Source organism: Coprococcus sp. OM04-5BH (genome assembly GCF_003482105.1).
Lineage (GTDB): Bacteria > Bacillota > Clostridia > Lachnospirales > Lachnospiraceae > Coprococcus.
Genome location: NZ_QULM01000001.1, coordinates 254233 through 278218, shown reverse-complemented (window position 1 = coordinate 278218; position 23986 = coordinate 254233). Strand labels below are relative to the sequence as shown.

Sequence of the window (23986 nt, the reverse complement as noted above, 5' to 3'; positions counted from 1 at the left end):
TTTGTGAAGTTTATGCATACAGATGTGAAAAAAAGTCTATTTGTACATCATTTTATAAACAAGTGTCTATTAAAATGTAGACTTTTTATGGAAAATTAATAAAAAAAGCCAAACTTTACTTTTAAACCATTTGCAAATGAGGTATAATCATGCTGTTATACTGTCATTTTAAATACAGATTTGGAAGATGTATTGATGTGGCGGAAAAACGATGAAAGAGATAATCCGTATTTTTTGATATAAAATGTAATAAGTAGTAAGGAGAAGATGGATGAAAAGAAGAGTAGTTATTACAGGTATAGGCGCAATAACACCTATTGGTAACAATGTGGAGGAGTTCTGGAATGGACTTAAGGAAGGGCGTCATGGATTTGGTCCTATTACCCAGTTTGACGCTTCAGCTTACAAGTGTAAGGTTGTAGGTGAGGTTAAGGACTTTAAGGCAACAGATTATATGGATCCTAAGTCAGCAAGAAGAATGGCAAGATTTTCACAGTTTGCAGTTAAGGCTTCTAAGGAAGCTATCGAGGATTCAGGACTTGATATGACAAAGGAGGATCCATACAGAGTCGGTACATGTATCGGTTCGGGTGTAGGATCATTACAGGAGCTGGAGAATGCATATGGTACAATCCTCACAAAGGGACCACTTCGTGTAAGACCATTGGTTGTACCTATGATGATCAGTAATATTGCGTCCGGAAATGTTGCGATCCTTTACGGATTGAAGGGCAAGAGTATAGACGTTGTTACTGCATGTGCGTCAGGTACAAACAGTATAGGTGAGGCATTCAGAACAATCCAGTACGGCGACGCAGATGTAATGGTAGCAGGTGGTTGTGAGGCAGCAGTTTCACCTATCGGTATATCAACATTTGACTCACTTACAGCTCTTACATCATCAACAGACCCTGACAGATGTTCAATACCATTTGACAAGGAAAGGAGCGGCTTCGTTCTTGGCGAGGGTGCAGGTATTGTTATTCTTGAGGAGCTTGAGCATGCTAAGGCAAGAGGTGCCAAGATCTATTGTGAGCTTTCAGGATATGGATGTTCGAGTGACGCTTACCATATCACTGCTCCTGAAGATTCAGGTGCTGCTCCTGCAGTTGCAATGTTAAATGCAGTTAAGGACGCAGGTGTTGCTCCTGAGCAGGTTCAGTACATAAATGCTCACGGTACAAGTACACACCTTAACGACCTTGTGGAGACAAGAGCTATCAAGGCAGCATTTGGCGATCACGCAAAGGATATTAAGATCAATTCAACAAAGTCAATGACAGGACACCTTCTTGGTGCAGCCGGTGGTATTGAGTGTGTTGCATGTGTTAAGACAATAGAGGATGGATACATCCACAGAACAAGGGGACTTCATGAAAGCGAGCCAGAGCTTGATCTGGATTACTGTAAGGAGCCATATGAGATGGAAGTTGACTGTTGTATCAGCAACTCACTTGGTTTCGGTGGACACAATGCATGTATTCTTTTACAGAAGTATAAGGAGCAGTAAAGATGTTATTTATAAAGAAGAAAGCAAAGGACGCTGAGTTGGCTAAGGCCAAGGAGGCAGCCAGATTAAAAGCTGAGAGCGAGGCTCAGAATGTAGCGGAGGAGCCAAAGCCTGAGACAGTCACATGTCCTAAATGTGGCAAGGAATTAGATAAGGCAAGAGTAGTTAAGGATAAATATATCTGTTATGAGTGCGGAAGTTATTTCCGTGTAAAGACCAAGAACAGAATTAAGATGGTAACTGACAGCAAGACATTTGAGCCTTGGTTCGAGGATATGCCATATTCAAATCCTCTTAATACAGAGGGATATGAGGACAAGGTAAAGGCAGCCCAGGTTAAGACAAACCTGAGAGAGGCTGTAACAATAGGTAAGGCACTTATCAATGGTGAGCCGGCAGTTGTAGGTGTATGTGACGCAAGATTTCTTATGAGCAGCATGGGCTATGTTGTAGGTGAGAAGATTGTGAAGGCCGTAGAGAGAGCAACAGAAGAGGAGCTTCCTGTATTTATATTCTGCTGTTCAGGTGGTGCAAGAATGCAGGAGGGTATTGTATCTCTTATGCAGATGGCCAAGACATCAGCAGCCATAAAGAAGCACTCAGATGCAGGACTTCTGTATGTGCCGATCCTTACGGATCCTACTACCGGCGGTGTAACAGCCAGCTTCGCAATGCTTGGTGATATTATTCTCGGTGAGCCGGGTGCACTTGTTGGATTTGCGGGTCCACGAGTTATCAAGCAGACTATCGGACAGGAGCTTCCTGCAGGATTTCAGAGATCAGAGTTCCTTGTGGAGCACGGAATTATCGATGGCATCGTAACAAGGGATAAGCTTAAGGATACAATGTACAGACTTATCGTTACTCATAAGAAGAGAAAGGGCTATGCTAACTTCAATACAAATGAGGAAGAGAAGTTTGATATAAGTGAAGTGCTTAAGGAAAGACTTATTTCCGATGAACCTAAGACTCCATGGGAGAAGCTTAAGGGTGCACGTCAGATGAGCAGACCTTCAGGACTTGATTATGCAAAGTACATCTGTGATGATTTTACAGAGATCCATGGTGACAGAACCATGAACGATGACAGAGCTGTCGTAGGTGGTATCGGTCATATAGATGGTCAGCCTGTAACCGTTATATCACAGGTTAAGGGTGCCAGCAGTGCAGAGTGTATGGAGAGAAACTTCGGTATGCCTCTTCCTGATGGATACAGAAAGGCTCTTCGTCTTATGAAGCAGGCTGAGAAGTTCAACAGACCTATCATAACATTTGTAAATACACCTGGTGCATTCTGTGGACTTGAAGCAGAAGAGAGAGGTATGGGTGAGGCTATCGCAAGAAACCTTTACGAAATGTCATCTCTTAAGGTGCCGGTACTTGCGATCCTTATCGGCGAAGGCGGAAGCGGCGGCGCTCTTGCCCTTGCAGTGGGAAATCAGGTATGGATGCTTGAGAATGCTACATACTCAATCCTTTCACCGGAGGGCTATGCTTCTATATTATGGAAGGACAGCAGCAGAGCCGAGGAGGCAGCAGAGGTTATGAAGATCACTGCTCAGGATCTCAAGGGATTAGGTATCATCGAGCAGATAATACCTGAGTATGGCGGAGCAGATGAGCTTTCAGTTCCATACATCGGAGCTTACCTTAAGAAGAATATCAAGGAATTTCTTGAGAAATACAGCAGCATGACTCCGGAGGAGATTGCTGAGGACAGATACAAGAGATTTCGTGCAATGTAAGACTTGAATTGTATAAGACCTGAATGGTAAATAAAATATTGGTTTTACGAAAACTGATATGCAGAAATATCCACGCTTCATATAGAGATATATGGGACGTGGATATTTTTATCTGCCCAATTCCCAAAAAGCTACGGCGGAAGCTGCGGCAACATTTAATGAGTCTACCTGGTGGGACATTGGTATCATGACTGTATAATCACAGTGGGAAATAGTGTAGTCACACAGACCTTCTCCTTCTGTGCCGAGGATGATAGCCAGTTTTTTCTGGGATGTGATCTCCGGGTCATCAATATTTCTTGAATTGTCCCTGAGAGCCATTGCAACAGTTTTGAAGCCCTCATGTTTCAGAAATTCCATGCCTGCCTCCGGCCAGCTCGGTTTATTAGCAGCAAATGATGAAGCGGCATGTTCACCAGGGGCATTGGAAATATGGCAAGGTACATGTTCACCAGGGTTATTGGAAATATGGCAAGACGCATGTTCAGCAGAATCAGTGATATTCGGAACATATTTCTGACATTCAGATGTAGTGAGGTATGTCCATGGAATTTGAAATATGGTTCCCATGCTCACCCGTATGGCTCTTCGATACAGAGGATCAGTACAGCCCGGAGTCAGCAGGATCGCGTCTATGTTCAAGGCGGCAGCAGATCGGACTATGGCACCCATATTTGTAGGATTTACCACATCCTCAAGAACTGCAATTCTTCTTGCACCGGCACACAATTCATGAGCAGTTGGAAGAGGATTTCGTTTCATGGCACACAACATTCCCCTTGTAAGCTTAAACCCTGTAAGTCTGGTGAGGATATCTGAACTGGCTGTATATATCGGCACATCAGGATATTCAGCCTCAAGTCTATGCACAACAGGAAGCCCCTCGCCCTCAATATCCCTCGTATCAATAAGTGCTGATATCGGTTCGTAAGAAAGATCCAGTGCTCTGGTTATGACCTTTGGGCTTTCTGCAATGAAAAGACCGCCATTCGGCTCGTAATATTTAAGCAACTGTACCTCGGAAAGCCGGGCATATACGTCAAGCTCCGGGGCTGAGAAGTCGCGGATTTCGGTTATATTGTTGAATTTATTTTCGCTCATTGTTTTATCCTTTTATTAGTTGAACTATTAATACACGACTCACAAAGAGATTTCGTGCTTGCATTTTGCGTGCGTCATTTGGAAAATTCATTATAATGATTGTGTTTATTATTTTGACTTTGTGTCCGCATGTCATGGATAAGTTTATATTTAGAGAAGGACATTTGTCAATATGAATTAGACTCTGGAGTTGCCTGGAAAATAAGTTGTTTCATGACTTGAATTTGTATTGCTTTAAAACAGGTCACGGAAAATTGCATGGGAAAATGACTTGAATTTGAAATGTTCTTAAACAAGTCAAGAAAAACTGCGTGGAAAAATGACCTGAATTTGAAATATTCCAAAATGAGTCATGAAAAATGACAAAAAAAATTGACCTAAAAATAGCGGAAGACAAAACAAGTCAAAAAAACCAATAAAATAGCGTGCCCTAAAATAGAAAAGTGCAAAAACAAGTCAATTCTCAACCGGGCTACTGGAGTTCATTTGATTTTCGGCTAGTTCCAATCAAAATGTCATCCCCCCATTCCATACTTTACAATCCCCAAATATCTGATATAATAAACAAGATAGACATTTTGATAGAAAATGTCGATTATCTATACTACGTCTCATGGTACAACAAGCTATTACATGTAGTTAATTTAACTATAAGGTGTATTTTTAATGAAATCAACTGGATTTTAAAGTTGAATAGGAAGGTATGGATATAAATTATACACAGAGAATGAGGAGAAAGAGATAAATGGCAGTAAGGATAATCGGAACAGGAAGTTGCCTGGCAGAGAAGGAAGTAACAAATGACGAACTGGCGAAGTATGTTGATACTTCAGATGAGTGGATATCATCAAGGACAGGTATTAAGAAGAGAAGGATAGCCATAGAAGAAACCACAACCAGCATGGCATCGGAGGCAGCCAGAAGAGCACTTGAGATGGCAGGCAGAGATGCATCGGAGGTTGATCTTATTATTGTTGCAACAGTTACACCGGATTACTACACACCATCAGTTGCATGTCAAGTTCAGGCGGAGATCGGCGCAGATAATGCCATTGCCTTTGATGTGAATGCGGCATGTTCTGGTTTTGTATTTGCCCTTAATACAGCAAAAATGTATATCGAAACCGGATATACAAAGAATGCATTGGTCATAGGGGCAGAAACCCTTTCAAAAATAATGGATTGGAATGACAGAGGAACCTGCGTACTGTTCGGAGACGGAGCAGGTGCGGCATATCTTGAAGAGTCCGATATGGGTATCATAAATATCGTCCAGGGCTCCATTGGCAAGAAGGGCATGGTGCTTAACTGTCGTGCAAGAAAGACAAATAATGTATTTGTCCAGGGGGAGATTGAGCCGGACTTCCTTCATATGGATGGTCAGGAGGTATATAAATTCGCCGTGAGACAGTGTCCGAAATGTCTTCTTGAAGCGTTAGAGAAGGCGGACATGACTCCGGAAGATATTGATTACTTTGTGCTCCACCAGGCAAATGTAAGGATAATCCAGTCTGTTGCCAAGCGCCTTAAGGCACCGATCGAGAAGTTTCCTATGACCCTCGACTATACAGGAAACATGTCGGCAGCCAGTGTTCCGGTAATGCTTGACGAACTGGTGAGAGAGAGGGGTATAAAGAGAGGCGACAAGGTGGCTGTCTCAGCCTTTGGCGCAGGACTTACATATGCGGCAGCGATAATTGAATGGTAATACATGATCAGTTGATCTGAGAGACTGTATAGACTTAGTGACACATATCAGATGTGGTGATTAAGTCTGTGCAGTCTTTTTTTATTGCAGCTTTTGTAGCAATATATGCTGAAAATCAGCCTTAAATGATAATATTTACCACCAAGCCAAATATCCGTCTTATCTTATTGACAATCATATTAATATGTGCTATTTAATCATATGAACAATTAAGCAAGCGTTTAAATAAATGGGAGGACATATATGGATAATAATGAATTTATCAAGGTAAGTGGCATCAAAAAGAGCTTCGGTAGTGGTGACAGCAGAGCTGAAGTGTTAAAGGGAGTGGATTTCACTATCAGCAAAGGCGAGTTCTGCGTACTTCTCGGAGCGTCAGGTTCAGGTAAATCCACATTGTTAAATATCATCGGAGGCATCGATTCACCAGATGAGGGATACGTGTCAATAGGTGGTGAGAAGACCGGAGACATGGACGAGAAGACACTTACATTATACAGACGTAAGCACCTGGGATATGTGTTCCAGATGTACAATCTGATACCTAATCTTAATGTTAAGGAAAATGTTGAGGTGGGGGCATATTTAAGTGATGACCCGCTGGACGTGGACGACATACTTAAGACACTTGGTCTTTATGAGCATAGACATAAGCTGCCGAACCAGCTGTCAGGTGGTCAGCAGCAGAGAACCTCCATCGGCCGTGCACTGGTAAAAAATCCAGATATCCTTTTATGTGATGAGCCTACAGGTGCTCTTGATTACAAGACATCAAAGGAGATCCTCAAGCTTATTGAAGATGTAAATAAGAAGTATGGCAACACCATCATAATGGTAACACACAACGACGCAATTAAGAATATGGCAGACAGGGTTATCAAGCTTCGTGATGGTGCCGTACGCCACAATGATGTAAATGAACATAAGGTATCTGCCGAAGATCTGGATTGGTAGAGAAAGAAGCACATTGCAGGAGTTTAATAGAATGATAGGAGATTTTAAATGAAAAACCCTTTAAGGAAAAGATTATTTAAAGAATTTAAAGCAGAAATAGGCAAATATCTTGTCATATTCATTTTCATGACTGCAACAATAGGTCTTATATCCGGTTTTACAGTTGCATCATCAAGCATGAAGATAGCCTATGATAACAGCTTTGAAAAATATAATGTGGAATGGGGACATTTTACTGTCGCTAAAGAGCTGTCTGATGAACTTATATCAGATATAGAGAAAGACAACAAGGTCACCATGATCAGTGATTATTACAAGAACCTTGATACCACACCGGAGGCAGGCGGCAAGAGCCCTGATGATAAGATCAGAACCATCAGATTATATAAAAACAGAGATGTGATGAATAAGATATGCATCATGAAGGGACGCCTGGCAGAGACAGATGATGAGATTGCCATAGACAGAATGTATGCTGTCAATAATGAAATCGAGGTTGGTGATACCATAACAGTTGATGGCACTGATTTCAAGGTTACAGGATATACAGCATTTCCTGATTACAGCTGTCTGTTCCAGGACAACAACGATACAATGTTTGATTCACTGCTGTTCACAGTAGGTATTACAACAGAAAATGCCTATGACAGTCTTGATGAGTCCAAGGAAGTATTCAATTATGCATGGCAGTATGAGAATGAGCCGGCTGACAAGAAGGCAGAAAAGGTAATGTCGGATGATTTTCTTGAGAATATAGTAGGAAAGATATATGCCACAGGTAACAGCTTAGATATATATATTCCAAGATATCAGAACAGAGCCATCAATTTCACCGGAGATGATCTTGGCGGCGATACTGTTATGATGTTTACACTGCTTTATATTGTTATGGTTATCATGGCGTTTGTATTTGCAGTGACAACAAACAACACTATCCTTAAGGAGTCTACAGTTATAGGAACCTTAAGAGCATCAGGATACAAGAAAAGTGAGCTTTTAAGGCATTACATGACTCTGCCGGTTCTGGTTGGACTTGCGGCCTGTGTAACTGGAAATGTCCTTGGATATACATGTATGAAAAAGGTGGGCGAAATGGCTTATTATGGAAGCTACAGTCTTACAACATACGTGACTAAATTTAATCTTACTGTATTCCTGCTTACAACCGTTGCACCATTTGCAATGCTTGTGATCATAAATGCACTGGTGATAAGCACAAAGCTTAAGATGAGTCCACTTAAGATGATAAGAAAGGACATGACAAAATCCAAGAGAAAGAAAGCTGTGAAGCTTCCTCATTTTAAATTCATGAACAGGTTCAGGATAAGAATAATACTGCAGAACATATCCAGCTACCTTACATTATTTGCAGGAATATTCTTTGCTGATGTGCTGCTGCTGTTTGGACTTATGATGACACCATTATTAAATCATTATAAGAAAGAAATCGTAGATACCATGATATGTAAGGAGCAGTATCTCCTTAAGACACCGGTTGAAACTAAGAGTGAAGGGGCAGAGAAGTATGCGGCATCATCGGTTGTCATAGACGATGACAATGAGGAAGAAGTTACTGTATATGGAATATCACCTGACAGCAGATATTTCAAGAAGGATATGAAGGAAGGCGATATTTATATTTCAGAAGGATATGCCAAGAAGTATGGAATTGATGTGGGTGACACCATAAAACTTAAGGACGAGTATGAGGATGGCAAGTACAGCTTTAAGGTTTCCGGAACATATTACTATCCTTCAACTATATCAGTATTCATGCCTATCGAAGATTTCAGAAGCGTATTTGATGTTGATGAAGAATACTTTACAGGATATTTTTCAGATAAGCCCCTTGATGATATAGACAGCAGTTATGTGCTCAGTATTATTGACGAAGCAGCCATGACAAAGGCCTCCAGACAGTTAGAAACCTCCATGGGAAGCATGTTCCAGCTGTTTAACGTATTTGCTATGCTGCTGTTTGCACTGATGGTATATCTGCTTACCAAGATAATCATAGAGAAGAATACAAATTCCATCTCCATGACCAAGATATTAGGTTACACCAACCGTGAGATCAATGGTCTGTATATGACTGCAAATGTATGGGTGGTAATAATCTCAACTCTCATTGGAATATTTATATCTGCTGCTACCATCAAGCCTATATTTTCAGCCATGATGGCAAATTATGTAAGTGGTTATATGGACTGCTATATAGCACCATATATATATCCGTTGATGATCGTCATATCTCTTGTAGTATTCCTTCTGGTTCAGCTTACCCAGATGAAGAAGATCAAGAGTATACCTATGGACGAGGCATTGAAGAATGTAGAGTAGACTAAAAGTAAAAAACTGACTGGACAGGACAGAGACTATATAGTCCTGGTGGCGCATATGGAAGTGTGCCGCCATGGATTATATGGTCTTTTTTCGTCATGCAGAAATTGTGCTTGCACAAATTTCTATATGACATTAAAAGCATGCAAAGAAATCCGTTTTAAAAAATTTTTACTGAAATGTTACATAAATATCAGAACAAATTGATAGCCGGAAAAAATCAGAATGATAAACTTTAACAAGTGGTTGAGAAACAGATCATATATAAATGAAGATTCAGAAAGTTGAGGAGAATAAAATGCTGAAACTGGAACATGTGAAGAAATCTTATGACGGTGTGACCATTCTTAATGATATAAATCTCGAAATAGAGGACGGAGAGATCGTATCAATATTGGGACCATCAGGATGTGGCAAGACTACATTGTTAAATCTCATACTGGGACTTACTGATGCAGACAGTGGCAGGATCATATTTAATGGAAAGGATATTACTGACGTATCAATGGAGAAGAGAGGCTTTAACATTGTATTTCAGGACTATGCCCTATTTCCAAATCTTAATGTTGAGAAGAATATTATGTATGGACTTCGCAACAATCCTGACATCTCATCAAAGGAGGAGGTTCAGGATCTTATAGATCTGCTGGGTCTTAGGGAGCATCTGGACAAGAAGATAGATCAATTATCAGGTGGACAGAAGCAGAGGGTTGCACTGGCAAGAACGCTTGTGATGAAACCTAAGATTTTGCTTCTTGATGAACCGTTGAGTGCTCTTGACGGAGTCATCAAGGAATCTATCAAGGAAAAAATAAAAACCGTGGCAAGAGAGTTTCATCTTACTACGATCATAGTAACTCATGATCCTGAGGAGGCGCTTACCCTGTCAGATCATGTAATGATAATAAACGAGGGAATGATCTCCCAGTATGGCAAGCCTGCTGAGATAGTGAAGACACCGGAAAATGAATTTGTAAAGGAATTTATACTTAGGCAGCTGGAGATCAAGAAAAATAATATCTACTCATTATTTGCCGTTTCAGATGTACTGAGAAATCCGGTCAATACTACTGAAAGATACGCAATATAAGAGGATGTGCAGATGAAAGGAAAAAACAAAGAGATCAAACTGATATTCATAGTTATCAGCATGCTGTTCGCTGGATTTCTGATATATCCTGTGGTGAGACTTCTGCTTAAATCAGTGCTCGGTTCCGGCGGGCTTACCATGGAGCATTACAAGACAGTTATGACAGGCAAGGGCTTTTTTACAGCTCTGGGCAACAGCTTCAAGGTTGCTGGTGTCAGTGCGCTGGTAACAACTCTTATAGCCTTTATGCTGGCATACATCATACATTATTCAGATACACCGGGGATCATCAAGAAGCTGATCAGAGCTGTGGCTGCTCTGCCTATGCTTCTTCCGACACTTACATATGGATTTACGATAATATATTCCTTCGGTAAACAGGGCTTTCTTACGAGGCTGTTTGGAAGACAGTTGTTTGATATATATGGATTTAATGGACTGCTGATAGGATATGTCATATACACGCTTCCGGTTTCGTTCATGCTTATAAACAATACTATGGGATATATAGATAAGAAGTTCATGGTTGTGTCAGGGCTTATGGGTGATAATGCATTAAGTAGGTTTTTCATGACAGTATTCCGCCCCCTTATGGGAACTCTTGCTGCATCTTTTGTCCAGTCGTTCTTTTTATGCTTCACGGACTTTGGTATTCCGGCATCTGTAGGAGGCAAATACAATGTAATAGCCAGCGTCCTCTACACCCAGATGTTAGGGAGTGTACCGGATTTCAATAAGGGAAGCGTTGTGGCGATGACCATGCTGATACCATCAGTGTTCAGTATTCTGCTGCTTAGATTTTTAGACAGATACAATATACGATACAACAAAATATCAACAATGGAATTGAAGAGAAACCGGGTGAGAGATGTTATATGTTCCGTCGTTGGAATAGCTGTATGTATGGGTGTTATATCTATATTTGCAGTTATATTCATCATACCATTCGTACAGGACTGGCCTTACAGCCTGAATTTTTCTCTAAATCATGTAAAGGCTGTGTTAGATGACAGCGCACTGTCCATGGTATATAAGAATTCCGTATTTGTGGCATTGATCACTGCCCTGATTGGAACGCTGGTGGCATATGGCGCAGCTATTGTTACTGCCAGAAGCCAGGTGAGCAGCAAGCTGAAGCAGGTCATAGAGGGAATTGCTCTGGTGACCAACACCATACCTGGAATGGTTCTGGGACTTGCTTTTCTGTTCTGCTTTTCAGGAACAGGACTTCAGAGTACATTTGCAATAATAATCATATGCAACGTGATCCACTTTTTCTCAACGCCATACCTGATGATGAAGAGTTCTCTTCAGAAGATGAACGCATCATGGGAGACTACGGCTATGCTGATGGGAGACAGCTGGGTCAAAACTATCGTAAGAGTTGTGACGCCGAATGCATTCTCAAGCCTTATGGAAGTATTCAGCTACTATTTCATAAATTCAATGGTGACTGTAAGCGCTGTAATATTTATTGCAGGTGCAAGAACCATGGTCATAACTACCAAGATAAAGGAATTTCAATATTATAACAAGTTTAACGAGGTGTTTGTGCTTTCGTTGCTGATGCTTGTGACAAATTTACTGGTAAAGGCTGTATTTCAGCTTTTGGCAAATAAAAAACTACTCAAAGGGAGAAGAAAAATGAAGAAGAACAGATTCAGAGGATTTAAGAGAGTGACAGCGATGATGCTTGCAGGTGTGCTTGGAATTTCCATGCTGACAGCAAGTGGATGTGCAGGAAAGAGTGCAAAGAATGAGCAGGTAATAATTTACTCTAATGCAGATGATGAAGCTATTGAGGCTATGAAGAATGCACTTGACAACAATGGTTACAAGGACAAATACATAATACAGACCTTTGGAACCTCAGAGCTTGGAGGAAAGCTGTTAGCTGAGGGAAGCAATATAGAGGCTGACCTTGTTACAATGAGTACCTTCTATGTAGAGAGTGCCCAGGATGAAAAGAAGATGTTCAAGGATCTTGATTTCGACACTAATGCAATTGATGAATATCCATCTTACTGTACACCTATAACAGCCCAGGAAGGAACAATAATTGTAAATACTGAGCTTATGAAGGAGAATAATCTGGATATGCCTACATCTCTCAAGGATCTTGCAGACAGTAAGTACGAGGGACAGATATCAGTTACAGATATTGCATCTTCATCAACAGCATGGCTGTTAGTTCAGGGACTTATATCAGAGTACGGAGAAGACGGAGCCAAGGACGTTCTTAAGGGTATTTACAAGAATGCCGGCGATCATCTTGAGGAGTCAGGTTCAGGTCCTCTTAAGCTGGTCCGTGCCGGAGAGGTTGCTATCGGATTTGGTCTTCGTCAGCAGGCAGTTGCTGACAAGCAGGCAGGACTTCCTATTGACTATGTAGATCCTGAGGAGGGTAACTTCACCCTTACAGAGTCAGTTGCGGTTGTAGATAAGGGCGATAAGAGCAATCCGGAGGCAATGAAGATGGCAGAGTGTATCATCAAGAACGGCAGAGAAGATCTTCTTAAGTACTACCCAATCCCATTGTATAAGGGCGAGGCAGAGGACAGTGCGAACAAGTCAGGAAATCCTAAGACCTTCCCTGAGAAGCTCACAGTCGATCTATTAAAGAAGCACCAGGCATTATCAGAAGAATGTAAATAAAGTCAGTAGTTTCAAAATTTTAATCGGCTGAGGTTAGAGATTGTGTCAAGTTTTATATGAAAACTTGACATGCAGCGTCAGCCCTTTGCCGAAGGCAAATTTTAAATGGGCTGATGTTCAATAGGAAAGAGGAATTATTATGAATACATACAAATTATTAACACCAGGTCCGCTTACGACCACAGATACAGTAAAGCAGGAAATGCTGTTCGATCATTGTACCTGGGACGACGATTACAAGAAGATCACACAGGAGATACGTTCAAAGCTTTTAAAGCTTGCCCATGTATCAGAGGATGAATACACAGCTGTCCTTATGCAGGGCAGCGGTACCTTCGGGGTTGAGTCTGTCATCACCAGTTCGGTAGGTCCGGAGGACAAGCTACTTATCTGTGCAAATGGTGCATACGGGGAAAGAATGGAAGATATAGCCCGTCATGCAGGGATTACCTATAAGATATATCATCAGGCATATGACAAGGTGCCAAGTGCCGACAGGGTTGCCGAGATATTAGACGCAGATCCTGACATAACCCATGTGTCAATGGTGCACAGTGAGACCACCTCAGGCATACTTAACGATATTGAGTCCGTTGCAAAGGTTGTTAAGTCAAAGGGAAGAGTTATGATCGTGGACGCCATGAGCAGCTTCGGAGGAGTAGATATCCCGGTGGCTGACTGGGGCGTTGACTTCATCATCAGCAGTGCAAATAAATGTATCCAGGGTGTTCCGGGATTTTCATTTGTCATTGCAAAGCTTGATGAGCTTGAGAAATGTAAGGGAAAGGCGAGAAGCCTGTCTCTTGATCTGTATGATCAGTGGAAAACCATGAAGATTGATGGAAAGTGGAGATTTACCTCACCTACACATGTGGTACTGGCATTTGCCCAGGCACTCAGGGAGTTGGAGCAGGAGGGCGGAATAGAAGCCCGTAACAGAAGATACACAGAGAACAATAAGCTTCTCATTAAGGAGTTAAAGGAGCTTGGTATCAAGCCATACATTGATGAAACCCATCAGGGACCGATCATCACAACCTTCTATTATCCTGAGGACGCTCACTTCTCATTTAATGAAATGTATGAGTATATCAAGGAACGCGGATATGCCATTTATCCGGGTAAGGTAACTGAGGCAGATACCTTCCGTATAGGAAATATCGGCGAGATCTATCAGGAGGATATCCTCAAAGTGGCAGGGCTTATAAAGGAATTTCTGCAGGGAAAGAGTGGAAGATAATATGAGCTTGCCGGTGAAATGCCGGCAGATGATGTGAGTATGCCGGATAAAAGCCAGATGGTGAAATGCCGGTGGATGATGTAGAGCAGGCGAGGATAAATGATCGCTGGAAGGATAGTGAGATAAAAATGGGAAAATATAAAGCAGTAATTTTGGACTGGGCGGGAACCACAGTGGACTATGGATGTTTCGCCCCGGTGCAGGCATTTGTAGAGGTGTTTAAGCATTTCGGAATAGCTCCAACCATGGATGAGGTTCGTGAGCCGATGGGAATGTTGAAGAAGGATCACATAAGAACAATGCTTAAGATGGACAGGATATCCGGATTATGGAGAGATAAATACGGCAGATACTGGACAGAGGATGATGTTGAAGCACTTTACGCTCAGTTTGAGGGAAAGCTGTTGGCGATCCTGGATGGATATACCCAGGTGAAACCATATGTGCTTGAGACTGTGGACACTTTAAGAAAAAATGGAATACAGATCGGCTCCACCACAGGCTATACCGATAAGATGATGGATATAGTCGTGCCAAAGGCGAAGGAGAACGGATATGCACCGGACTTCTGGTTCAGCCCGGACTCCGTAGAGGGAATGGGAAGACCTTATCCGTACATGATATTTAAGAACATGGCAGCCATGAAGATACAGAGTGTTGACCAGGTGGTGAAGGTAGGTGACACAGTATCAGATATAAAGGAAGGAAAGAACGCCGGAGTGCTGTCTGTAGGGGTCATTGAGGGAAGCTCAGAGCTTGGACTTACACAGGCAGAGTATGAGGCCTTAAGTGATGTGGAAAGAGACATAAGAGCGCACCATGTAAAGGAAAGATTTCTCGCTGCCGGTGCCGATAAGGTTATCATGAATTTAAGTGAGCTGCCGGCTCTCGTGCTTGATTAAAGTTGACAGGAGATTACACAATATATTTGTATACGCCTGCTTCGCTGTGTTTTTAAAATATTGTGAGGCAGAGCTTAAAGTTGTTTTTATATAATATAAAAGAGCCCACATGACGAAGCAAAAATATGTTTCGTTATGTAGGCTCTACTTGCCTTGTCCCCTTATCAGTCAGGAAACTATTTAACAACAACTACGTTTGTTGCGCGTGACTTGCTCTCATCCTTAGGATCAGCCTCTACATCATAAGTAACCTTCTGACCTTCTACAAGAGTCTTGTAACCGTCACCAACAATAGCTGAGAAGTGAACGAATACATCATTTCCACCATTGTCATTTGAGATAAAACCATATCCCTTTTCTGCGTTGAACCACTTAACTGTACCGTTATTCATTTCGGGTACCTCCTAAAAAATTAGTTGCATGACAGATATGCCATGTTTATGCATGTACTGGACTTTCATATACCTGCACGATGTACCCAATAAATCAAATCTCCCATGACGATATGTCATCGTTTATATATGCCCCTTGAACAAATAAAAAACTACGATCCCGACATTGAACAAAAGCCTGATTTTATCGGAAAACGTGTTCACAGTAAACTAACCTTGAATACATTCACATAATACTTTTGTTTAGGTCATTTGTCAAGAAAGTAATGAGCTTATATGTGGACTGATTATCATATTTATTTTGTGCCGGAATATACATATATCAGGGTTGTCTAAGTGCAGATAAAAGATAAGGGGGCTGTGGCTTGGAGAGGTTCATGAGAGTCGTTATTCTGCTGGTCAGTCTTATTGCGGTTCCATATATTATGTGGCAGGTAATGAGGATAAAGGGAAATAAAAACATCACTGCCCTGGAGAATGTCCAGACAGGAAAGTCGGTAAGTATATTTGAGGGAAATGATTATGCCCTGATGGATGTGGAGGAATATCTGGTGTATTGTCTTCCGGGGATTGTGGATATGGGCATGGATGACGAAATGCTTAAGACCATGGCAATAATAATGAGGACTTCCATATATGGGGAGATGTACCCGGAGCTGGTGTACCAGAGCCCTTACGCTGAGGAGGGTGGAGAGACAGGCCTTGAGGTAGCCACCGGAACCGACAGTGCAATGTACAATCTTATAAGGAACGGAAGCTGCCTGGTAAATGAGGACAGTCTCACTGAGGTAAGGTATGACAAGTCGGAGCTTATGGACAAATGGGGCGGAAGCTATTATACATATATGAACAGGCTGTGCAGTGCAGTGCTTGCCACCAAGGGACAGGTAATATGCTATGAGGGAATGTTCATAGTGCCGGTATATCATCAGGTCAGTGTGGGACAGACTGTGTCGGCACAGGAGATATATGGCAAGGAAATCCCTTATCTTCAGGGCACCGACAGCAAGGAGGACATTACCTGTGATGGATTTTCTGTTACACAGGTGGTTGACGGACTCCGCATAAAGAAGCTGTGTGACCTGTATTGTGAACAGAACCCGGCAGCATATGTTGATTACAGCAAGGACACATCAGGGACAAATGAAGATAGCTCATCTGCAGACGATGAAACAAAAGCAGAAAATGGAAGAGAAACAACAGCAGGTGACAAGACTACAGAAAAAGGCAGTGCCGATAACGTGGATAAAAATACCAATAAGGAGAATGAGATAAATATATTAGAAGCCACGGAGCATGGATTTGTAAAATATGTAAATGTATTCGGGAAGACCATGACAGGACAGACATTTGCAGGGGTAATGGGCTTGCAGTCGGCTAATTTCCACATCGATCAGGTGGACGACGGCTACAGGATCATAACCATAGGAAAGGGAAACAGCCTGGGACTGTCTCTGTGGGGAGGCGAAGCCATGGCAAGGCAGGGAAGAACCTGCGACGAGATCATAAAAAAATATTATGCCAATGTGGATATAGTTGATATGGCACAGTAAAGATTCCCGGATTAGACAATAAACATATGTAAAAAAAACACATGAAATAGAAAGCACATGAAAAAAGCACGTGAAACAAAAAGCACATGAAATAGAAAATATATGAAATAAATAATTGCCCGGATAACGTAATAACAAAATAAATTCTCTGCATAAAATAAAATATTGCCGTCAATAATATGACTGAGGTGATAATTTATGAAGAAATTTATTAGTACGGTGCAAAAAAATATATTCTACGTATCTCTCATTGTGGGAATGATCGCCCTTGTGGGGATAGTGGCTATTTTTGCAAAGAAACGTGGGGATGACAAAACCTCAAAAATGATGAGGGATGATACAGGAGTATCAGAGAAGACAACAGATGAAGAGTTCGGAGCTTACGATTTTGGAGACGAGGATACAATGGGAGAAACATCAAGGGACCGAAGAAGCTATATTGCTGAAACTGAGCAGTCAAAGGCAGTGCAGTCGGCAGTAAGCAAGAACACACAGGAAGCCACGGGAAAGACAGAGAATGATTCAGAGTATGTATTGAATTACGATGGAAGCGAAAGTCTTATGTGGCCTCTCAGAGGAAACATCGTGAGAGAATTCTCAATGGATACTACAGTATACTACGAGACACTCAATGAGTATAAGGTAAGCCCTGAAATGCTTATTGAGGGAAATGAAGACGACAAGATAATCGCCTGCTACAGAGGAAAGATCACAGATGTGGGAAGTGACCCGGTTATCGGAAATTATATCACCATTGATCTGGGTGGAGGCTTCCTTGTAACATACGGATCATTAAAGGATATCACGGCACACCTTGGTGAAGCAGTACAGGCAGGAGATGTTGTGGCAACCTTAAGCACACCTACAAAATACAATACAGAAGAAGGCACTGCACTTTATCTTAAGATCACAAAGGATGGCACACCTGTGGATCCTTTAAGTCTTATAAATTAATATATAGCAGAAATACCATTTGCGCTTTTCACATATATTGCATAAACTGACAGGTTTAGTGCATAATTAAGTGAAAAGCGCTATTTTTTTATTTTTTCAGCATGGTATAATATGTAAGAAATAAGCGATAAAAAATATTTATAGGCTGATGATTATGTGAGAGGTGGAAGAGATGGTTTATTGTAGTGTGTGTGGAAACAGCTTACAGGGAAATGAAAGAACCTGCCCATGCTGTGGTTCCATATTAAACAGTGGCAATACAATAGAAGATACTAATACTATGATGACAGAGGGAGATTATCTGGGCAGAGGTGTGTTCTTAGATAATGAACAGCAGAACAGATACTATGAGCCGGATGAAACCCAGGGATATTCACGGGACTCGGTGACGGTAGCTGCACAGACATACGGCGCACCTTCAGATCGGTCAAGACTCAGACAGTCATTTGACAGGCAGCCGGCTGGGGGAAATGGATACAATATGCCACCTGAGCCACCGAGACCTGGACAGGGATATAACATACCTGAGCCGCCGAGACCTGGACAGGGATATAACATACCTGAACCGCCAAGACCGGGAAACGGATATAATGGACCGGATAGCTCTGAGATGATATATGACCCTCAGCCAACCACACAGGGACGTACATATAATACAAGATCCGAGTACACAAGATCCCAGCGGACATATGATGAACCTACAGGTTCGAGGGACTATGATGAATACGAGCCACCAAGAAAAAATGGCAACAGGAATATGCTCTTATGGTGTATCCTCATGGTGCTGGTAGTTGTGGTGATATCAGGTGGTCTGATCATATATGTGGTCCTTAAAGGTGATAAGAATGGCAACGGAAACAGTGCTTCAACAGAAGAAGCTGCATCAACAGAGGAGTTCCAGGAAGTGGTTGTGAAAGATGCTTTTCAGGACGTTAATTTCAGGGAATATGTTATGAACTATGTGGATACAGACGGAAACGGCAGATTGAACTATGACGAGGTTCAGGCAGTCAAGGAGCTTCAGATAGCCCAGAAGGGAATAAAGGATCTTACAGGGATAAATGTGTTCACTGAGCTTACCAAGCTTGATTGTTCAGGAAACGGTCTAAGGAATATAGATATCAGTGCAAATGAAAATCTCGTGAGCGTGAAGTGTACCGGTAATAATGCTACTACCATATATATAAACGGCAGATATAACATAGGCAGTGATAATGACAATGACGATGTCAAGGAAACCTTCTCTGTAAATGGCAGCAATGAGCTTAAGATAACATATGATACAGGAGTTAAGATTGTCAACGGACAGAGCCAGGAGGTTCTTAATACTGTAGAGAAGCAGACAAAGACAGAGCCAACCACTGAGAAAGCTTCTGAAGAATCCAAGAACAGCGAGCAGAAGAAGGAAAATAAAGAGATAATATCTTACAGCAGTACAAGATATCTTGTGGACACTGATCTTGCAGGCATGAGCGAAAATGATCTCATGTTGGCAAGAAACGAGATATTTGCAAGGCATGGAAGAGGTTTTAAGGATAAGGAAATCCAGGATTATTTCGATGGACAGGAATGGTATAAGAGGATATATGAGCCTGATGAATTTGACACAGGGCTTCTTACAGATGTGGAGATTAAGAATATAGAGTTTATAAAGGTATATGAAAGTATAATTCAGAATGATTATGATGTTACATACTATGAGTGTACCTATGAAACACCGGATACCAACAGAAGATTTACCCTTACGGCCTATGACAGCTATTCGGGAGAACTTACCGAGACTGATCAGGACGGAAATATTATATCAGACGGAGCATTTACCAAGGTGGCAATGAACCACTACAGAGTTGTAATGGGGGGAAGAACCTATGATTTCTACACATACATAGGCTCCCACAATAAAGAGTTATACATAGTGGAGGATGACCACACCACATATTCAGCTTACTAATTATATATACCATAACAGCGATAAAACACGATTTGCGGGTTTTGTCCGCTGATTGGCAGTCATTAAATGCCAATGTTGCATTTTCCTCGGTGCTATAAAAAACCCGGAAAACAGATTTTTAAAATCTGGCTTCCGGGTTTTCCTTTACCTTGAGAAGTTATCTCTCGGCTTTATAGTTCTATATGAGTTTATTAGCCCATTACAACCTCAACACTGTGAGCCTTGCCATCACCGAATACAGGGAGGACATTGCCGTCGATAGCGGCGCCATCAACAGTAACACTCTTGATACCCTTGTTTACGTGATCCGGGTTAGTAACCTTAATGTCGTATGTTGCGCCACGGAACTGACGTGTAGCATTAAGTCCATCCCAGGCAGCAGGTATTGAAGGATCGATCTTAAGACCATCGAAGTCTGCTGAGATACCTAAGATGTACTGTGAAATAGCTACCATGTTCCAAGCAGCAGTACCTGTGAGCCATGAGTTCTTACCCTGACCGAAGTGGTTGCCAGGCTTGCCGATATCTGAACCAGCGTCCTTACCACCGATCATCTGACCATATACATATGGCTCAGTCTTGTGGATATCTGATGTCTCCTCAGTGAAAGCAGGAGCGATCTCTGAGTAGTACTTGAATGCCTGATCTCCGGCACCTGCGTAAGCAGCAGCACAGATGATCCATGCATTGTTATGTGTGAATATACCGGCATTCTCCTTGTATCCACCTGGGTATGTTGAGATCTCACCATACTGGATGTAGTACTTTGTAAATGCTGGATTGTTAAGTACAAGTCCGTGCTGTGTATTAAGTCTCTCGTCAATAGCAGCAAGAGTCTTCTTATCGCAGCCCTGATCCTTACCGATGTCTGACATGATAGCGAAGCCCTGTGGCTCGATGAAGATCTGTCCTTCTTCACATTCCTTAGAACCCATCTTCTCGCCGTTTGCGTCGTAAGCTCTTAAGAACCAGTCGCCGTCCCAAGCTGACTCCATGATGTTGGCCTTCATCTTATCGATCTCAGCCTGAGCAGCCTCAGCCTCAGCGTCCATTCCAAGGTGCTTAAGGATTGCAACGTAGTTAGGACCTGCATATGTGAAGAGGGTAGCAACCATAACTGACTCAGCAACCTTTGAGTAGCCGCCCTCAGCAGCAAACTTAGGGTTTGTATATGTCTGGAAGCTTTCACCAGGTGTATCTGAGAAGCATGAAAGGTTGATACAGTCATTCCAGTCAGCTCTCATTGCAAGTGGAAGTCCGTGTGGTCCAAGGTTATTAACGATCTTGTAGAATGAAACCTTTAAGTGATCAAGCATTGGCTTAGCAAGTGACATATCATTGTCATATGGAACCATCTCGTCAAGGATTGCCCAGTCACCTGTCTCCTTGATATATGCTGATACTGAAAGGATGAGCCATAATGGATCATCTGAGAAATCACCACCGATATCTGCATTACCCTTTTTGGTAAGTGGCTGGTACTGATGGTAACATCCACCGTCAGGGAACTGAGTTGAAGCGATATCTATGATTCTCTGTCTTGCTCTGTCAGGGATCTGATGAACGAAACCAAGAACATCCTGGTTAGAATCTCTGAATCCCATACCACGACCGATACCTGACTCGAAGTATGAAGCTGAACGCGAAAGGTTGAATGTAACCATACACTGATACTGGTTCCAGATATTAACCATACGGTTTACCTTGTCATCAGGAGTATTTACATTGAGGATACTTAAGAGCTTGTCCCAATGTGCCTTGAGCTCTGCGAGACCTGCCGCAACCTTCTCAGGTGTGTTGTACTTCTCCATCATCTCAAGAGCCTTTACCTTGTTGATAGTCTTGCCGTCAGCCTCGAACTTCTGGTCAACTGGCATTTCAACGTAACCAAGGATGAATACAAGAGTCTTTGTCTCGCCCGGAGCAAGAGTGATCTTCTTGTAGTGTGAAGCGATAGGTGACCAGCCATCTGCAAATGAGTTGTTAGCCTTGCCTGCCTCAACTGCCTGTGGATTGTGGAATCCATTGTAGAGACCGATGAATGAGTCTCTGTCTGTATCGTAACCGTCGATTTCGTCATTTACTGTGTAGAATGCGAAATGATCACGTCTGTCTCTGTACTCTGTCTTGTGGTATACAGTTGAACCGACAACCTCTACACGGCCTGTACTGAAGTTTCTCTGGAAGTTTGTGCAGTCATCCTGTGCGTCCCAGAGACACCACTCTGCAAATGAGAAGAATGAGAATGTCTTCTCCTCTGAGCCTTCATTTGTAAGAACAACCTGCTGAACTTCTCCTGCGTAGTTCTGAGGAACGAAGAATGTAACCTCTGCCTTTAAGTCGTTCTTCTTACCGGTGATGACAGTGTAACCCATACCATGACGACACTCATAAGAATCAAGCTCTGTCTTAACTGGTGACCAGCCCGGATTCCAGATTGTTCCGTTCTCATTGATATAGAAATAACGACCCCCCATATCTATAGGAACATTGTTGTAACGGTATCTTGTGATTCTACGAAGACGTGCGTCCTTATAGAATGAATAACCTCCCGCAGTATTTGAAATGAGTGAAAAGAAATCCTGAGTTCCAAGGTAGTTGATCCAAGGATAAGGAGTTCTAGGAGATGTGATGACATACTCCTTTTTGGCATCATCAAAATAACCAAATTTCATGTAGCTTATACCTTCCTTTCGCTTAATTATGTACTGTTTAATATTGGCTGAACATGTATCTATCCCTTTTGCATAGCCATATGAATTTATTATACATGATAAAAGTATAAAAAACAACAAAGGAACTGGGAAATTAAGACCGATTTTCGTATTATGCTACAATGGTTATTGGATGATATGCGGTTATTACTGGTAAATTGGTACAAGCAGGATCTTTGATATATGGAATTTTAAAATTTGTGCAATATAGTCAGTGGAGGTTGGTAACTTTGATGTTTTTTATACAGTACTTTATAATGCTTGAATATTCAGACATTTTCTGATAAAATGATAGCACCATTCACAAAATTTTCACGAATTCAAGAATGAGAAGTATATTAGTAAAGGATAATCAGGGAGGAGAAATAGGTATGAATTGTCCAAATTGCGGTAATAACATGGATCAGCCAGGTCAGTGCCCGGTGTGCGGCACTATGGTGGGAGGATATAATCTTGCACAGGATATGCCTGTACAGCCACAGCCGGATATGCAGAATCAGGGATTTGATCCTTCATTCGGAGGAGATATGGGAGTATATCAGATGGATCCGAGTATGACAACAGCACCGGCTAAGAAGTCACCGGTTGGTAAGATAATCGCTATCATTGCTATTGTTGCAGTGATTGCAGTGGGTGCATTTCTTGTGATCAAGTTTGTTGGCGGTGGAAACGGTAAGAGCCAGGTTGAGGCATTCTTAAAGGGTCTGTCAAACATGGATGCAGACGCTATTGCCAAGACAGTGGATCCTGATGTGACAGACGATGAGGAGATTGACTCATTAACACAGTCATTTGCCCTTATGGAAGGTATGGGAATTGAACTTGAGATTACATACGATATCGGTGATGCAAAGAAGGGTGATAAGACACTTATAGAGTCTATTAAGGATGAGCTTTATGACGGCGAGGATGTAAAGATCTCAGCAGCTTATGTATATGACTGTACAGTAAATGTAAAGGCAAGCTACATGGGTGAGAGCCAGGATGAAGACGAGAATATGCAGCTTGTTGCCTACAAGAAGGATGGCAAGTGGTATGTAGGCGGAACCGCTGAATAAGCCGGAGCTGGTTCAGACAGGTTGCAAGCTTATACCTGAAAAGGTTTAGAAAAGTTAATAAGATCAATAAAAAGGCACAGCCGCCGGATAATTATTCCGCAGGCTGTGCCTTTTGTAAC

At 42.0% G+C, this 23986-nt stretch carries 16 protein-coding genes; 13 read left to right on the top strand and 3 right to left on the bottom strand.

The genetic code is table 11. The features are described from left to right. Window positions 1-271 precede the first annotated feature (271 nt). Together fabF and DXB54_RS01190 are read left to right on the top strand one after the other, a co-directional pair. On the top strand, window positions 272-1510 hold the full coding sequence (fabF, locus tag DXB54_RS01195; RefSeq protein ID WP_021938178.1) for a beta-ketoacyl-ACP synthase II: 1239 nt from the start codon (window positions 272-274) through the stop codon (window positions 1508-1510). A gap of 2 nt (window positions 1511-1512) precedes the next feature. After that, on the top strand, window positions 1513-3255 hold the full coding sequence (locus DXB54_RS01190) for an acetyl-CoA carboxylase carboxyl transferase subunit (RefSeq protein WP_021938177.1): 1743 nt from the start codon (window positions 1513-1515) through the stop codon (window positions 3253-3255). A 108-nt stretch (window positions 3256-3363) separates the two neighbouring features. Here the strand turns inward: DXB54_RS01190 and DXB54_RS01185 are convergent, their stop codons facing one another. Further along, window positions 3364-4356, bottom strand: coding sequence for a TrmH family RNA methyltransferase (locus DXB54_RS01185; protein ID WP_021938176.1), 993 nt, complete (start codon window positions 4354-4356; stop codon window positions 3364-3366). Window positions 4357-5101: 745 nt separating this feature from the next. Here DXB54_RS01185 and DXB54_RS01180 point away from each other — a divergent pair. The 7 genes from DXB54_RS01180 (at window position 5102) to phnX (ending at window position 15245) form a co-directional block, all read left to right on the top strand. Continuing rightward, the gene (locus DXB54_RS01180; protein WP_118694015.1) at window positions 5102-6064 is read left to right on the top strand and encodes a beta-ketoacyl-ACP synthase III; all 963 of its coding nucleotides are present in this window, start codon (window positions 5102-5104) and stop codon (window positions 6062-6064) included. 243 nt (window positions 6065-6307) lie between these two features. Continuing rightward, window positions 6308-7018, top strand: a complete 711-nt coding sequence (locus tag DXB54_RS01175) for an ABC transporter ATP-binding protein (RefSeq protein WP_118694014.1) — start codon at window positions 6308-6310, stop codon at window positions 7016-7018. A 48-nt stretch (window positions 7019-7066) separates the two neighbouring features. Then, window positions 7067-9358, top strand: a complete 2292-nt coding sequence (locus DXB54_RS01170) for an ABC transporter permease (protein WP_118694013.1) — start codon at window positions 7067-7069, stop codon at window positions 9356-9358. A 298-nt stretch (window positions 9359-9656) separates the two neighbouring features. Next, entirely contained in the window at window positions 9657-10448 is a 792-nt protein-coding gene (locus DXB54_RS01165; RefSeq protein ID WP_118694012.1) for an ABC transporter ATP-binding protein, read from the top strand. Window positions 10449-10460: 12 nt separating this feature from the next. Beyond that, the gene (locus DXB54_RS01160) at window positions 10461-13103 is read left to right on the top strand and encodes an extracellular solute-binding protein (RefSeq protein ID WP_118694011.1); all 2643 of its coding nucleotides are present in this window, start codon (window positions 10461-10463) and stop codon (window positions 13101-13103) included. Between the two features lie 139 nt (window positions 13104-13242). Continuing rightward, window positions 13243-14343, top strand: coding sequence for a 2-aminoethylphosphonate--pyruvate transaminase (phnW, locus tag DXB54_RS01155; RefSeq protein ID WP_118694010.1), 1101 nt, complete (start codon window positions 13243-13245; stop codon window positions 14341-14343). Between the two features lie 71 nt (window positions 14344-14414). Then, on the top strand, window positions 14415-15245 hold the full coding sequence (phnX, locus tag DXB54_RS01150) for a phosphonoacetaldehyde hydrolase (RefSeq protein WP_330426325.1): 831 nt from the start codon (window positions 14415-14417) through the stop codon (window positions 15243-15245). A gap of 176 nt (window positions 15246-15421) precedes the next feature. Here phnX and DXB54_RS01145 read toward each other — a convergent pair whose 3' ends face one another. Beyond that, the gene (locus tag DXB54_RS01145) at window positions 15422-15637 is read right to left on the bottom strand and encodes a cold-shock protein (RefSeq protein ID WP_021938172.1); all 216 of its coding nucleotides are present in this window, start codon (window positions 15635-15637) and stop codon (window positions 15422-15424) included. 377 nt (window positions 15638-16014) lie between these two features. Between DXB54_RS01145 and DXB54_RS01140 the strand changes: the two genes are divergently transcribed. The 3 genes from DXB54_RS01140 to DXB54_RS12135 all read left to right on the top strand — a co-directional run bounded on the left by DXB54_RS01140 (window position 16015) and on the right by DXB54_RS12135 (window position 20095). Next, a complete protein-coding gene (locus DXB54_RS01140) occupies window positions 16015-17190 on the top strand; it encodes a SpoIID/LytB domain-containing protein (protein WP_118694009.1) in 1176 nt (391 codons plus the stop codon). A gap of 198 nt (window positions 17191-17388) precedes the next feature. Continuing rightward, window positions 17389-18144, top strand: a complete 756-nt coding sequence (locus tag DXB54_RS01135; RefSeq protein WP_118694008.1) for a M23 family metallopeptidase — start codon at window positions 17389-17391, stop codon at window positions 18142-18144. A 172-nt stretch (window positions 18145-18316) separates the two neighbouring features. Further along, a complete protein-coding gene (locus DXB54_RS12135) occupies window positions 18317-20095 on the top strand; it encodes a YARHG domain-containing protein (RefSeq protein WP_118694007.1) in 1779 nt (592 codons plus the stop codon). 191 nt (window positions 20096-20286) lie between these two features. Here the strand turns inward: DXB54_RS12135 and DXB54_RS01125 are convergent, their stop codons facing one another. Further along, window positions 20287-22770, bottom strand: a complete 2484-nt coding sequence (locus tag DXB54_RS01125; protein ID WP_118694006.1) for a GH36-type glycosyl hydrolase domain-containing protein — start codon at window positions 22768-22770, stop codon at window positions 20287-20289. Window positions 22771-23180: 410 nt separating this feature from the next. Here DXB54_RS01125 and DXB54_RS01120 point away from each other — a divergent pair, with 410 nt between their 5' ends. Continuing rightward, window positions 23181-23867, top strand: a complete 687-nt coding sequence (locus DXB54_RS01120; RefSeq protein ID WP_021938167.1) for a hypothetical protein — start codon at window positions 23181-23183, stop codon at window positions 23865-23867. The last annotated feature ends 119 nt before the right edge of the window (window positions 23868-23986 follow it).

Coding starts and splice junctions, on each gene's coding strand:
- DXB54_RS01185 (WP_021938176.1), bottom strand. CDS start 4,356: ATGAGCGAAAATAAATTCAACAATATAACCGAAATCCGCGACTTCTCA.
- phnW (WP_118694010.1), top strand. CDS start 13,243: ATGAATACATACAAATTATTAACACCAGGTCCGCTTACGACCACAGAT.
- DXB54_RS01145 (WP_021938172.1), bottom strand. CDS start 15,637: ATGAATAACGGTACAGTTAAGTGGTTCAACGCAGAAAAGGGATATGGT.
- DXB54_RS12135 (WP_118694007.1), top strand. CDS start 18,317: ATGGTTTATTGTAGTGTGTGTGGAAACAGCTTACAGGGAAATGAAAGA.
- DXB54_RS01160 (WP_118694011.1), top strand. CDS start 10,461: ATGAAAGGAAAAAACAAAGAGATCAAACTGATATTCATAGTTATCAGC.
- DXB54_RS01120 (WP_021938167.1), top strand. CDS start 23,181: ATGAATTGTCCAAATTGCGGTAATAACATGGATCAGCCAGGTCAGTGC.
- fabF (WP_021938178.1), top strand. CDS start 272: ATGAAAAGAAGAGTAGTTATTACAGGTATAGGCGCAATAACACCTATT.
- DXB54_RS01135 (WP_118694008.1), top strand. CDS start 17,389: ATGAAGAAATTTATTAGTACGGTGCAAAAAAATATATTCTACGTATCT.
- DXB54_RS01125 (WP_118694006.1), bottom strand. CDS start 22,770: ATGAAATTTGGTTATTTTGATGATGCCAAAAAGGAGTATGTCATCACA.
- DXB54_RS01140 (WP_118694009.1), top strand. CDS start 16,015: ATGAGAGTCGTTATTCTGCTGGTCAGTCTTATTGCGGTTCCATATATT.
- DXB54_RS01170 (WP_118694013.1), top strand. CDS start 7,067: ATGAAAAACCCTTTAAGGAAAAGATTATTTAAAGAATTTAAAGCAGAA.
- DXB54_RS01165 (WP_118694012.1), top strand. CDS start 9,657: ATGCTGAAACTGGAACATGTGAAGAAATCTTATGACGGTGTGACCATT.
- DXB54_RS01190 (WP_021938177.1), top strand. CDS start 1,513: ATGTTATTTATAAAGAAGAAAGCAAAGGACGCTGAGTTGGCTAAGGCC.
- DXB54_RS01175 (WP_118694014.1), top strand. CDS start 6,308: ATGGATAATAATGAATTTATCAAGGTAAGTGGCATCAAAAAGAGCTTC.
- DXB54_RS01180 (WP_118694015.1), top strand. CDS start 5,102: ATGGCAGTAAGGATAATCGGAACAGGAAGTTGCCTGGCAGAGAAGGAA.